The organism is Myroides albus, assembly GCF_024722315.1.
Taxonomy (GTDB): domain Bacteria; phylum Bacteroidota; class Bacteroidia; order Flavobacteriales; family Flavobacteriaceae; genus Flavobacterium; species Flavobacterium album_A.
Genome location: NZ_CP102754.1, coordinates 371826 through 386708 on the forward strand (window position 1 = coordinate 371826; position 14883 = coordinate 386708).

At 28.3% G+C, this 14883-nt stretch carries 9 protein-coding genes; 6 read left to right on the forward strand and 3 right to left on the reverse strand.

Translation table 11 applies throughout. From position 1 onward, the window contains the following. Positions 1-138: 138 nt before the first annotated feature. The 6 genes from NWE55_RS01760 to NWE55_RS01785 are packed head-to-tail and all read left to right on the forward strand — an operon-like array spanning position 139 to position 8454. Positions 139-1017: a DUF4007 family protein gene (locus NWE55_RS01760; protein WP_258204491.1), complete on the forward strand. Its 879-nt coding sequence runs from the start codon at positions 139-141 to the stop codon at positions 1015-1017. Then, entirely contained in the window at positions 1004-4234 is a 3231-nt protein-coding gene (locus NWE55_RS01765; protein ID WP_258204492.1) for a hypothetical protein, read from the forward strand. The genes NWE55_RS01760 and NWE55_RS01765 overlap by 14 nt, the downstream gene beginning before the upstream one ends. 6 nt (positions 4235-4240) lie before the next feature. Then, complete coding sequence (locus tag NWE55_RS01770; protein WP_258204493.1) at positions 4241-5359, forward strand: phosphoadenosine phosphosulfate reductase family protein; 1119 nt, start codon at positions 4241-4243, stop codon at positions 5357-5359. Positions 5360-5372: 13 nt separating this feature from the next. Further along, complete coding sequence (locus NWE55_RS01775; RefSeq protein WP_258204494.1) at positions 5373-6482, forward strand: hypothetical protein; 1110 nt, start codon at positions 5373-5375, stop codon at positions 6480-6482. Positions 6483-6490: 8 nt separating this feature from the next. After that, positions 6491-7615: a hypothetical protein gene (locus NWE55_RS01780; RefSeq protein WP_258204495.1), complete on the forward strand. Its 1125-nt coding sequence runs from the start codon at positions 6491-6493 to the stop codon at positions 7613-7615. A gap of 2 nt (positions 7616-7617) precedes the next feature. Further along, positions 7618-8454 carry a hypothetical protein gene (locus NWE55_RS01785; RefSeq protein ID WP_258204496.1) on the forward strand — a complete coding sequence of 279 codons (837 nt, stop codon included), beginning with the start codon at positions 7618-7620 and terminating at the stop codon, positions 8452-8454. An 84-nt stretch (positions 8455-8538) separates the two neighbouring features. On the opposite strand, the gene NWE55_RS01790 is transcribed toward NWE55_RS01785, so the two are convergent. The 3 genes from NWE55_RS01790 to NWE55_RS01800 all read right to left on the reverse strand — a co-directional run bounded on the left by NWE55_RS01790 (position 8539) and on the right by NWE55_RS01800 (position 14866). Beyond that, positions 8539-10815 (reverse strand): DUF262 domain-containing protein, encoded by a 2277-nt coding sequence (locus NWE55_RS01790; protein WP_258204497.1) that lies wholly within the window; start codon positions 10813-10815, stop codon positions 8539-8541. Between the two features lie 122 nt (positions 10816-10937). Continuing rightward, positions 10938-12044 (reverse strand): cysteine desulfurase family protein, encoded by a 1107-nt coding sequence (locus tag NWE55_RS01795; protein WP_258204498.1) that lies wholly within the window; start codon positions 12042-12044, stop codon positions 10938-10940. A 284-nt stretch (positions 12045-12328) separates the two neighbouring features. After that, the gene (locus NWE55_RS01800) at positions 12329-14866 is read right to left on the reverse strand and encodes a type I restriction enzyme HsdR N-terminal domain-containing protein (protein ID WP_258204499.1); all 2538 of its coding nucleotides are present in this window, start codon (positions 14864-14866) and stop codon (positions 12329-12331) included. Between the last annotated feature and the right edge of the window lie 17 nt (positions 14867-14883).

A 14883-nucleotide genomic window follows, 5' to 3' on the forward strand; every position in this document is an offset into this window, starting at 1 on the left:
GGAATTTAAACATAAAAATAAAATTAACAATTAGTCTTTACTGCCCTAAATATTAGCAAATTCGGTTTTTAGTATTATAAATGGATGAATCTATCCATTTATTCCTTAATTTAGCAAAATATACAAAAATATACAACTATGACACTAAAATTTTCAGGTCACGATACGTTTCATTGTAAGCAACAATGGTTATTAAAAGGTTACGAATTCACTGAAAATCAAGGATATAAAGAGTTTAATCAAACAGAAAAAGCAATAAAACTTTTAGGTATTGGTCGAAATATGGTTTCTTCTTTAAAGTATTGGTTAGATGCCTTTAATATAACTAAAGATGGGCTTCTAACTGAATTTGCTGATTACATATTTTCTGAAAAAGATGGGGTAGATAGATACCTAGAGGATGAAGGAACTTTATGGTTATTGCAATTTTATATTTGTCATTTTAAACATGCTAGTATCTATAACTTAATATTTACAGAGTATTTTATAGACAAGGCTTCTTATGAATTTAATGAAGAAAAAGTAATAAGTTTCATTAACAAGTTTGGAGATGATAGAAATGTAAGAAGAACAAGTGAAAACACATTATCTACTGATTTCAAAGTTTTTATTAGATCTTATATTGCTACTAAAAAAGATGCAAAAAACATAGAAGATGATCTTAACTCTCCTCTACTTGAACTAAATTTAGTAGAAAAAGTAGATAGCAAAAGCGACCTATACAGAATAAATAAAACTGAAAGAGAAATTCCTTTACCAATTTTAGCATACTGTATCTCAGAGCTTGCTACATCACTAGACAAGAATGTTATAGATATTAATGATATTCAAAATACAATTGCTAATTACTTTTGTATGACTAATGAATCATTGCAAGATCATCTTATTGGATTAAACGCAATTAAAGAGCTTTCAATGACATATAGCGACACAGCTGGCAATAGCAATGTTTCAATCAAAAACAACTCAGAAGATTTAAAAAAATCACTTTTAAACAACTATTATGAAATACAATAATATCTCAACTAATATACTTAGAGATCAAGATAAAGATCTAAACTATATTGTTACTCAAAACGCCGTTGAAATATTCAATAATATATTTCATAAACAAAACTCAGTTACAAAGTCATTCACTATAGTTGGAAACTACGGAACTGGTAAATCAACTTTTTTATGGGCTGTTGAGAGAAATTTAGAAAAAAAAACTTTTTATTTTACGCCTACTCCTGCTAATATTAACGGTTACGATTTCTTTAAAATTGTGGGGGAAAGCACATCTATTTGTCAAAGTATTTCTACAAGCTTAAACATAGAAGAAAGTGATCATAAATCAATTATGAAATCACTTGAGTCTCTACGTCTTAAATCAAGCAAAAAAGGAAAAGAGCTTATTGTTGTAATAGATGAGTTTGGTAAATTCTTAGAACAAATAAATAAAACCGGAAATGCAGATGATTTATACCTTATTCAGTTAATTGCTGAGTGGGCTAATGACGAAAGAAAAAATGTTTTCTTTATTATTACGTTACACCAGAACTTTTCTGAATACAGTAACAATCTATCTCAACTAGAGAAAAGAGAATGGGAAAAAGTAAAAGGAAGGTTTAAAGAGCTTGTTTTTAATGAGCCTATAGAACAGCTTATATTCTTTGCTAGTGAAGCTTTAAAAAGCATTACTATTAGCAAAGAAAACAGTGTAAAAGCAAAAAAACTAAATCGCTTTATTAAGACGACTAACCTTTTTAAGTACAAAGATCAGACTATAGATCAATTATTAGATTCAATCTATCCTCTAGACTATTTATCAATTAATACACTTGTTAGTAGCCTTCAGCGATATGGACAAAATGAAAGATCATTGTTCACATTTCTATCTGATCTTAATACAGAAAAAAAACACACTTTTTACTCAGTAGATGTAGTCTTTGATTATTTAATTAAAAACTTAGCTACTGAAATACACAGTTATAAAAATCCTCATAGAGTACAATGGCAAATTGCCTTTAGAGCACTTGATAGAGCTGAATTACTATTTGAAAACAAACTTGATTTTGAAATTGCAAGTAAATGTATCAAAACAATATGCTTATTAAACCTATTTGCTGTAACTAACAGTAATTTAGACAAAGACATTCTAACTCTATATATCTCTAAGACAAATAATTCTTACTCTAATTCTGCTATAGAATTTTGTATAGAAAAACTTCATAAAGCCGCAGTAATTAGATTTTTCAACCACAGTGGGAAATTAAACTTTTTAGAAGGTACTGATTTAGATATTGACCAAGAATTAAGTGATATCTCAAAAGAGGTTAACCCAAATTTTAAAATAGAACAAGAAATAGTAAATAACATTAGCTTCCCAGTACTATCTGCTAAGAGATACTCCTTTATACATGGATCTAATAGATATTTTGAATTTAGAGTTTTAAATAACTTAAATGAGATTAGTGCTGCTCAAGGAGCAATTGATGGTTACATCAACCTAATTTTTGATGAGAAAATTGCTCAAAAGCATATTAAAGAAACTTCTGAAAATACAGGAGCTAATCTATTTGTTTACTACCATAACACTAAAAAGATACATGAAAATCTTTTTACTTTAAAAAAACTGCAAGCTATTAAAATCAAGAAAAAAGAAGATTTTACAGCTAAAAAAATTATCGATCAAGAAATACAATACTATATTAATCAATTAGAGAATTTAGTATTAAATAACCTATTTGAAACACAAAATAATAATCAATGGTTCTTCAATGGTAAGCAAATTAGCATCAAAGATAAAAAAGCATTAAACAAGCAACTATCAGATATTTGTACTGAGGTTTTTAGCAAGGAACCTATACTTAAGAATGAGCTAATCAATAGAGAGTTTATTAGTTCACAAATCTCTACTGCAAGAAAAAGATTAATTAAGGCATTACTAAACAATAGTACAGAAAAAGATCTTGGATTTGAGGAAAATAAGTTCCCCCCAGAAAAGGCAATCTATTTATCTCTTTTTAAAGATACTGGTATACATAGATTAGATTCTAATTTAGGGTATTTTCAGTACTATACACCAAAAGAAACACAAGGCAGTGAGACCACTAACAAGAAGTTTACTACACTATGGCAAGAATGTGAAAGTTTCCTTACAAGTGCAACTAACTCAAGGAGAAATCTTGCTGAATTATATGATGTATTAAGCGAGGCTCCTTATAAACTTAAAAAAGGTTTTAGAGACATATGGATACCTGCTTTTTTAATCATTAAAAAAGAAGATTATGCTTTGTTTCACGAACAATCAGGATTTATCCCATATATAGATGAAGAGATACTTGAACTAGTTCACAAAAACCCAAGTAAATTTAGTATTAAACATTATAAAATAGAAGGGTTAAAACTTAACTTATTAGAAAGTTATAAGGATCTTATTCAAGTAAGCAACGATGATAACCTAGGGGCAAAATCATCTTTCTTAACAGTATTTGCGAGCTTTTTAAGATTCTATAATTCGCTTAATGACTTTAGTAAGAAAACCAAGAATATTAGCACTAAAGCAATTGCCTTTAGAGAATCTATTGACAATGCAAAAGACCCAGAAGACGCTCTGTTTAATCTATTTCCTCAAGCTTTAGGCTTTACTAGTATTGATTTCGAAAAAGATGAAGAAAAACTAGAAGCATATATATTCCATATTCAGGATGCTATCAAGCAGCTTAGAGGGGCTTATGATGAACTTTTAAATAGAATTGAAACAAAACTAAAATTAAGCTTTAGTTGTGAAGAAGAATTCCCTGTATATAAAGACATTATTCTAAATAGACTCAAAGGAGTTAAAGTAGAATTACTTGAAAAACAAAGTGCTATCTTCTATAGACGATTAACCTCTGCAATACCTGATAGAGATTCATGGTTAAAATCAGTAGCAGATGTTGCTTTAAACAAAGATATTAATCGAATGATTGACAATGAAGAAAGTATTCTATTGTCGAATTTAGAAAAGTATTCTAGTAATATACTATCTGTTGTTGATCTTCATCAATTTGAAGAGGAAAATAAAGAAATGGTATCCATAAATATCATGTATAAATCATCTATTCCTTTAGGAGAGACGATAATTGTAGATAAAAAATTAAGTGATAAACTTAATCCTACAAAACAAGAAGTTACCAATTTAATTAGTAACTTAGAAAAGCAAGAAAAAATGCAATTACTATATGAATTGCTAGAAAACGAATTAAATTAAAATAATATGTCAAAAGTAAATCATCTTTTAGGAATCTCAGGAGGAAAAGACAGTGCTGCACTATCTATCTATATGAGTCAAAGACATCCTGAGTTAGATATTGAGTATTATACTTGTGATACAGGTAAAGAACTACAAGAGACCTATGATTTAATTAATAAGCTGAACTCTGTTTTAGGAAAAGACATAAAGTTATATAAATCAATGGATGAGGAAAATTCTCCAATGAAAAATCCATTTGATCACTTTTTAGAAATGTACGGAGGGTACCTGCCCTCTGCTACAGCTAGATGGTGTACTGCTAAAATGAAACTTGAACCTTTTGAACAACATGTAGGTACAGCGCCTACTATTTCCTATGTAGGTATTAGAGGAGACGAAAATCGTGACGGGTATATATCAACTAAAGAAAATATACAAACTATATTTCCTTTTAGAAAGAATATCTGGAGTGAAGATGTAATTAGAAAGTTTTTAAACAATGCTAATATTGATTTTATAACACAAGTATACAAAGACTTAAATCCTGATAATCTAGAGCTTATCTTAGAATATGTATCTCAGCCTATATCGCTTCGATACACTCAAAAACAGAAACTTAATTCTCTATTAGACGCAAATACCAAAGTGTTTAATCACGTTGTGTTTGCTTGGCTTAAAACAACAGAATACCCAGTTGGTCAACTAGATGAATTTCCTCTTTTAGATAATGATGATAATTTAGATATCAATGATATCTTCCAAATTTTAGAAGACTCAGGAGTAGGTATTCCAGCTTATTACAATCCAATACAATACCAGGTTGAAATAGATGGAGAAATTCACCAAGGGACTTATTACCGAAGTAGATCAGGTTGTTTCTTTTGTTTTTATCAACAAAACATTGAATGGGTATGGTTATTAGAACAGCATCCAGAATTATACGAAGAAGCCATTAAGTATGAAAAAGAAGGTTATACCTGGATGGAAGAATCTCTTATTGAACTTAAAAAGCCTGAAAGAGTCAATGCTATTAAAAAAGAACATTACTTAAGAACCAACAAACAAAAAGCAAATCAAGCTACCTCTTGGAAAGATCAAATTCTAGCCGCAGAAGCAGAAGGTTGTGCTAGTTGTTTTATATAGATATATACTCACTATGGAATTAAAGTACCTAGAAAGTAATAACATATCAATATTACAAACTAATACTAAAACTAGAAGGTTAGGTTATTTAAAAATAATTATTGAGTTATTTGAAACATCGAATTACTATCCAACAACGTACTTAAATAGGCATGTTGAAAACATCTGTTTTAAATATATTGATGAACTTAAAGATTATGGAACAAAAAAAGGTGATGATAAAGGTCTAATCAAATTAACATCTAATGGATCGTCAGCAAAACCCTATATCGAATTATTAGAACAATTGAATCTATTAACTCAAATAAATCATTCTTATATATTGACAAAGCAAAGTAAAATATACTTTCATCTAAATAAAACAGTGACTCAGAATGATAACATATTTAAACTTAATACATTAGACAAATTGTTCTTCTTAAGACAAATACTAAAGGTCGATTCATTATACATTTTAGGAATTCTTAATATTATCTATACTTCGCAACAACCTTTAAGTACAATAAAGATTAAAGAACAATTTGTTGCTTACATAATAAAAGAATTAGATTTAAATCAACAAAATACAGACAACAATGTCACTAAGAGAAAAATAATGGAATTAAAAATCAGAATTTTATCTTGGAAAAAACCAATAACTTATCTTGAACACATTATCGAACCAAGAATAAATTGGTTAGTAGATTTAGGTATTTTAGAAATAAAATTAGACACTAAAGAAAAAAAATATTGTCTCTCAAGTTTTGGGTTTAATTTCGTCAATATTTTATCTGAAATCTCAGATAAAAATTTAAACAAAAGCTTAGTTATTGAATCTATTCTAAATAACAACTACTTTTTAATTTTTAATAGTACCTTTGATCTTAATAAAGTGAAATCAAATTTAAATATTAATAAGATAGATGAGTATCTTTTGGAAGCTTTTCAGATATTTAAAACTGAAGCTCCGAATAGAATAGCAGCATCTCAAGCTATCGATTATGTGTGTTTTAATTCATTTTTAAAAGACAACTTAATTCTTGAATTTGAAGACATAAAAAAACACTTACAAGGTTTTAATAACAATTTTTCAATGGATTGGTTTAGAACAGAAAATGATGGAGCTCTATATTTAAAAAAATAAATACAATTATGGAATTATCAGATTTAAAGCTTAAAGAAAATCCTTTTAGAACTGGTCCTTCAATCAATCCTAAAGATTTGATCTGGGCAGGTTTTCCTGTTTTAAAAGAAAAAATAGAAGAACGTATAAACTTCTCTATGAAGACGTCACCTTCTAGAATAGTATTAAACTGGGGCAGATATGGTAGCGGAAAAACGCATGCGGCTAATTTTTATACTAAAACAAGTAGAATAGATGATCTTAGTATAGATTTAGCAGCTAAACCGGTAAAAAGTGTAAAAATAAACTTACCTCGTACTTCAAAAGATCCTGTACAAGCTTTTTTTAGAAGCTTTCTAGGGCAAATTAGTTTATCCGATATTAAAGCTGATTTTGATTTGCTAAAAAACACCTTAACCGCTGATGAAACAATAGAAGCTATTATTGAGGTAAATTCAAATGATATCATCATTTCTGATTTATTTAAATTAATAATAAAAGCTGATGACCCTAATAAATTCCAAGACATTGAAACATATCTATTTGGAGATTCAACAAAAACTACTTTAGGAAAATTAGGATTACCTTTTGGACTAAAAGACGATGAACAAATTGTAAATTTTTTAAGTACTTATATAAATAGTATAACTTTTGAAAAGAGATGCTTTTCGACTTTTATTATTTGGCTTGATGAATTTGAAGATATTGATACTTTAAATAAACAAAGTCAAGATAGGGTTACAACTTTTTTAAGACAACTATTCGATAAAACACCTAACAATTTTTTACTATTTTTAAACTTTACACCTAAAACCTTCTTTAACATTGAAGATTTATCAATTGTTTTAGGTGAAGCATTGTCTACAAGAGCTAAAATTCGAATTTCTTTTGAACCACCTTCTATTGATGATGCAATTCAGTACCTAGAAGAACTAATTTCTTCTCAACTAGAAGATCCATCAAACACATATGGTCCTTTTAAGGATATAGATGTAATAAAACATGTTCTAACAGGCATTGGAAATTTATCTGTTAGAAAAATAAATGAAGTATTTTCCTTAATAATTGAGTTAGCAATGCTGACGGACAATGATGAAATTGATATTAAATTCATTGAATCTATAAAGGATGAAATTCCTTCATTCGAAAATTAATTATGATAGCTTATTTGGACACCTGTACTATTCTTAATCTACTTCAAATTAATTATGATGATCTCTATATTAAATACCTTGAAAAATCATTTAAAGAAGTTAGACTAGCGCCAATAGTTTTTGAAGAATTAAGAGCTAATAGATTCACTAATGTTATAAATGACTCTAACAAATTAGCATTAGATGAAATAATTTTTAAACAAATACCAAAATATATTGACAATACAAAAGGTTCAGATTTTTTAGATTTCACAAAGAAGCATAATGCTAGTTGTTTTAAAGAAAATGGAGAATCACACTCTGTTAGTTACACTCTAAATACTAGTCGATTTGAAGGTAATGATCTTGGTGATTTTCTACTAAAAACACATTTCATAACAGATGATACTCCAGCACAAGATGATTTTAATCACTTCTATCATATTAATGTTATAGGTCAAATACTCAATTCTATTGACTTAATGACTGTTTTTTTTATAAAAGAATATATCACTAAAAATGATTTAATAAAATATTGTCATTCACTCAAATACCTTTATAATAAAGATGTGAGTATATTACTAACCAAACTAAGAAGTTATAGCCATAATTTTTCAGATGATTTGACAAGCAAGCAAAAAATTATACTTACAAATTTAATAGATGTCTTAAGTAATCTTGATAGCGACACTAATGATAAAATAGATAATATAAAAAATAATCCAGACTTTGAGAAGTTATTAATAAAGAATAAAGATTGGAAGGAATTACTAACAAAAATTGAAAAAAGCAATTTTCGAGAAAAGATTCCTTATATAAACAGAAGAATAAAAGACTTTGAAAAATTATGGTTCATATAAAAGCATACTGTTAATAGAATTTAGTATGTATTCAAAATATAAAAAAACAAGAGGTTGAATAAATTTATTCAACCTCTTGTTTTTTTATAACCACTCCTCCAATCTATCCCAAGCGATAGAAAGAATTCGTTCTGTTCTTTGACTCACAAGAGCAGAATTCCACTCACTATCCTCTCCAACAGTGACTAATGATTTAATGTGATCATTATACTTAGCAGATACTAATAATTGAATAGTATCTTGATTTAAAGAAATACCTTCATTGTCTGCTTTTGTCTTTAACTCTTTAAGTTTATCTGGATCTTGTTCACTTAAATGCTTATAGTAAAGTAACTTTTCCTTCCAACCTTTATTACTCGCTGAAGAATTTACTTCTGTAGGCAACAATGTCAAGTTCCCTATTGATTGATACAGGTCATTTTCGTCATATAAATTGTCATCCCACGAGCCATCTTTAGTTTGAGGTGCTATATGTTCTATAGTAGCGACTCCTTTACTATTCCATTTTTCAAGATTCAAATAATTCGAAACACCTTTTGTAGAAGCTTTCATTAAACCAGGTTTGTTTGGATCTGCTATAGTATCATGCGCTGTTAAAATAAGTAAAAATTGGATTAGTGATTTTGATTTATAATTTAAAAATTTCCCTGATTTTTTTATCCATGTATCTTTATCATAAAGATCATTATTTTTTAATACATCTTTTAAATAAGATTTTAAATCATTAATACAAAACTCTTTATTGTTTAACCAGTTTTTGGGATCTATTACATTAGGTTCACCTTTAAAAAACTGTCTATAAACAGTATCTAAGCCTGCATTACTTTGTGCTGCTCTCCAAATTGTATAAAAAGCACCAATAGCTTTACATGCATCTACAAAGTTTTTAATAGAATCTTCTTTACCTTCTAGAACGGCATTATAAAAAGGCCCTAAAATAGTTACAGCCATTTTATGATTACTTTTTTTCAAATAAAGTAAAATAACAGATGCTAACTCAGCATCTGAATTAGAAGAAATCAATAACGAAACCTGATTATCCTTACCTTCATAATCAAGCCATACATCTTTATAAAAAACCGCATAATTACCAACAAAGTTTATATACTTTTTCTTTAGTTCATATTCACCTAAATCTTCATAAATACGATCTAACCATTTACGTTGTTGACTAAAATGACTTGTTAATTTATATCCTTCAATAACAATAGCCAGCGAAGTTAAAAAGTCATTAGTTAACTTGCTTTTCTGAGCTGCACTATTAATTTTTTCAAAAAGTTTATCAATTTTTTCAAAACTTAAATCTGATGAACTTCCTTTAAAAGTTGTTTTAGTTTCATTTAAGTTTGTAGTATTAACAACTAATGGTTTAAAGGTTTCTATAGCAGTTAAAGGAGTACCTGATGCATTTAATGATTGAAACATATCAAAAGCCCAATCATCATTTAAAGGTTGGATTAAGGTAAAACAACATCTATCTAATAAATAATGACACACTGTAAACAATCGCACTAAAGAAGATACAATACCACTTTCATGTTTATTGTCTTCATTACTATTTATTATCAATTCCTTAAGCTCAGGTCTCTCATATTGCCAAATATCAGACTCTTTGATTTTACTTATTAAAGTTAGAGCAGATGGAAAATCATCATTTTCATTCTGATTGGCTTTTACAACTTTAGTCTCTAACCATTTATTTATATCTTTTGTATTTCTACCTACATTTGCTTTATTTGGTTTAGGTAATTCTGCTCCATCTATATAGATATAATTAATAAATAATGCTAAATAATTTGCTAAATCAGACTTATAAGCTTCTTCTAAATTTCCATCTTTAATCCACTTGTCATCATGTCCTCTAATTATCTGTGGTTTTCTCTCTGGTATACCTCTTTTTAAATCTAATGAAAAAATATCTAGTAATTTCTCTTTCCAAGATTTACAAATTTCATCAACTTCATCTTTATAATCACTTTTAGCAGTAATTTTTTTATTTAAATCATCTATATTTTTATATAATTGAGTAGCAAATAAACATATTGTAGACAAACGTTGTTGTCCATCAATAATCTTCTCTATCGCAGTAGGAAGCCCTCGATGGTCAACAGGTTCAATATTACTTTTATTTTTTTCAGTAACAGATATAATAGTACCTAAGAATCTAATTTCATCATCACTATTTACCTCTGTTAAACGTTCAATTCCTCTTGTAATATCATCGAGTAATTGTTCCACATTATCATTATCCCAACTATACTCTCTCTGATAAAGAGGAATATACAAACCTATTCCTGGTCTTTGAAAAAACTCATAAACACTTGTTCCTGTCGTATTAAAGGCCTGATCAATTTCTAACATAAATTTTTTATATTTTTTTTATAACCATTTACTATTTAAATTTTATTTTTAAGTAAACTCCATATATACATAATGCATACTATTAAACTTCATTTAACTATTGATCTATAATAAAATAGAATCTATCTAACGTCTATCAAATTCAACAAATCATCAATATCTGCTTTAGTATTCTCATAACTAAATGATATCCTAATTGCTCCTTGGCATTGATTTTTGTCATATCCCATAGCTAATAACACATGTGAAGGTTCAATAATTCTAGATGTACAAGCAGAACCGTTACTAACGGCTAAATCTTTGTTTTTGTCTATAAAAATATTGGCGTCAAAATTATCAACTGCAAAATTTAATATATAAGGAGTAGAGATTTCATTTTTTGAAATAATATGAATATCAGCTCTTTTACTAAGTTGCTCTCTAGCATACTTATTTAATTCCTTCACGTAGGCCAAATGTTTATCTAAACGGCCTAAAGCCAGCTCACAAGCTTTTCCAAAACCTATAATGAGCGGTGAATTATAAGTCCCTCCCCTTTGTCCTTTTTCTTGACTACCTCCATGAAGTAAAGGAGTTAACTGAATATCTTTCCTTTTATATAAAAAGCCGACACCTTTAGGTCCGTATAATTTATGCGCACTTGCACATAACATATCAATTCCTAATTCTTCAACATCAATTGGCATTTTACCAATTCCTTGGGTGGCATCACAAAAGACCTTAATCTTATTTACTCTAGCAATCTCTCCTATCTTCTTTAGATTCTGTACTACCCCTGTCTCATTATTGACTAACATAATTGCAATCAAACAAGTTGAAGGTAAAATACTCTTATGTAACTGTTCTAAATCAATAAGACCTTCTTTATTCACATCAAGATATGTGACATCAACACCTCTAGATTCTAAATACTCTAAGGTTGCTAAAATGGCCTTATGTTCTGTTTTGGTAGTAATAATATGATTTCCTTGTTCAAAATTCTCTTCAAGGTAGCCTTTAAGCGCATAATTAATGGATTCTGTGGATCCTGAAGTAAAGATAATTTCTTCACTCTTAGCACCAATAATTTTAGCACAATTCTCACGCGCTGTTTTAATCTTTTCACTAATTATCTTACTCTTTTCATAGTTACTCGATGCATTATAGAACTCATCCATAAACACAGGTAACATTTCATTTAAAACTTCAACAGAGACTTTTGTTGTAGCAGCATTATCTAAATAATTCATTTGCTTCTATCCTTTCTTGATTTTTAAAGACTTAAAATCTCAAATACATTTTATCTTAAAACACGGCCAAAAACCTAATTCAAGACTCTATAAACAAAAATAATGGTATAATATCAAACTCTTTTACGGTTTTCCATATATCTTCTTTTTAAATTGAAAAACACTAAGTTTTAAAGGTCTTTTTTATCTCTCCTAAATTAGGGAAACTTTATTGAGCAAGAAAACATAAACAAGAAAATCTCTATATTTTATTAGTAAAGCGAGAATAATAAAAAGCAAGTAAATTATAAATCTAATTTTAACTGATCTGGATCATTAAAGTACTTTATTTTTTCTATATGTTTTTTATCTTTCTCTTCTAAATATTCGTACAAACTATCTAGCATTTCTTTGATCCTATCTAGCAACTCTGATTCTGATGATAATAACACAGTAATTGGTTTCCACTTAATATATTGTGTTTCAAATTCATCCACTACTTCCAAATCTCCTTTTCTTTTATCCATTAACCAACCAGGACACATTTCGCCGTAATAAGAATAACTTAGATTTCTTAATATATTCTTACATCCTAAATCAATTACATTTTCAAAGCTTGGCATATTAAACTGAGTATAATAATTATAATAACTTGGTATCTGTTTTAAATAATAATCAGGTAAAACATATGCTAAAATTGTTGCAGCATTAGTAGCTACGTCAATGTCTTTATCTAAAATAAACCTATCAAAAAGAGTCTTATCGAAATTACTAGGTATTATTTCAGAATACTCTTCTATACCAAAGTACTCAATCACTAAAGATTCTCTGACATCTAAATCAACAATATTAGAATCATATTTAACTAGCAATCGCATCCAAAATTCAAACGTATCATCTTTTTTAAACACATCAGAGTCATTATAAACAAATGAAAGCAACAAATTACCTAAAGTTGTTTTATATTTACCCCCATCAAAATATTTATTCTTAATAATATATTCAACAATCTTTTCTAAGTCTTTCATATAAAAACTTGGATCTAATTCTGATTGTTTGAATATAAACACTGCTAATACGGATAGTAAATCCTGATTATAAAAATCATTTTTAATGCAAAACTTAACTGAATTCAGCATCATTTGATGATATTCTTCACATTGTGAAAACCAGCGAAAAGCATTTTGTCCACTTTCAGTTTCTAAAATTAAACTCAAAGTTTTTTTAATATTCTTGTTTTCGCTATTTGATAATACTTCATTCAATTTCAATTTCAAAATAGCTAGAGAATAATTTTTATCATGTGTATAGTAAAAATCTATTTTGGGAATCTCATCCTCCTTTATTTTAATTAAAATAGCACTCTCTATCCATGCCTGCATCTTCTCATCAATCATTAAACTACTTGGTAATTCTGTACAGTTAAAAGGTGTATCGTGCTCTATAATTATATTTGCTACCTTTTTTAAAGTTGTAAATAAAGTAATATCATCAATATTTCTTCTTTTTGCTTTTCTTATTAAACTCTTCTCTATTAACTTGCTTTGCGTAACACTTTCAATATCTTGCTTATTAGCATTTAATTCAGCAGCCAAACGTATATAAAATGGATTTTTTGCCCAATCAAAAGTTCGCTTAAGTTTGGTATTATAAGCTTTTTCATATAATTCTATTACTCTAATAGCTTCATCTTCTTCAAATTCTCCGATCTGCACAATATTATACTTACTTGTCTCAACCAACAAACGTGAAGCTACTTTTTCGATCGCAGCATGATTCAGATTAACCGAAGTTCCTATATGAGTAATATTATCTGCTTGATCTATCAACAAGCGATCTAATGAACTAGAGGTAGTACTTAATACAATTTTAATTTCCTTACTATCAATACGTTTACATTCATTATTAAGCTCTATAGCATTTTGAGACATTTCATTCCAACCATCTATAAACAAAATAGCTTTTTTTCCTGTTTGCTTAACAATTTTAGTAATCTTGTTAATAATAGACTGCGCAGTAAATTCTTGTTTAAATTCCCATTGAAAATCCTCCAAGATCTCATAAAGCAATCCCTTTTTCAAAGATATTGCAGGATAAAACATAACAAAATATCCTTTTGAAAGATAATACTCAACACGGTTACATACAAAACATGTTTTGCCTTGTTGAGGACTTCCATTAACTAAGACAACATTAGGGTTATCTAGTTTATCAGAAATTCTATTATCTAATTCTTGGTTATTTTTTTCCCTTTGTACATAAAGTTCAGGGATATATTTTCTCCCACTATAGATATCATCACTTTTTAATAATTGCATTTTATCATCTACTTGTGCTTTGCAAAAAACATAAAGATTCTCAGGGCAAACTGATATTAAATACTCTAATGCTTCTGCCGCTTTTTCTTTTATAGCATCCGCAGATATCTTAAAACCCTCCTTAAGATAAGGATGATTACTAATTACAATGTCTCCATCAATTCTTTCTCCTGAAATAGAATCAAAAATCTTTGATTCTATTCCATTGGTCAAAACTGAGAAGGGAGCTATTCCTCCATCTGAATCAGATAATGACCTTGCATACGAAATAGCTTGCGTTTTATCTTCATCATTTAATTTGTGTTTTGGTCTCTTTACCTCAATAATAAATAAATTTTGACCTTGAGAATTCTTAACTAAAACGTCTGCTCTAGAATTAATATTTCTTATACCTTTTCCTAGTTGAATATTTATAGAATGTTCTACTCTTATATCCTTATCTGATATTCCATTTTCTCTTAACCAAGGATAAACAATTTTAGTCCTTAAATCATCTTCTGATAAATCTACTAAATCCTGTGACATATATAATTAATTAAGTA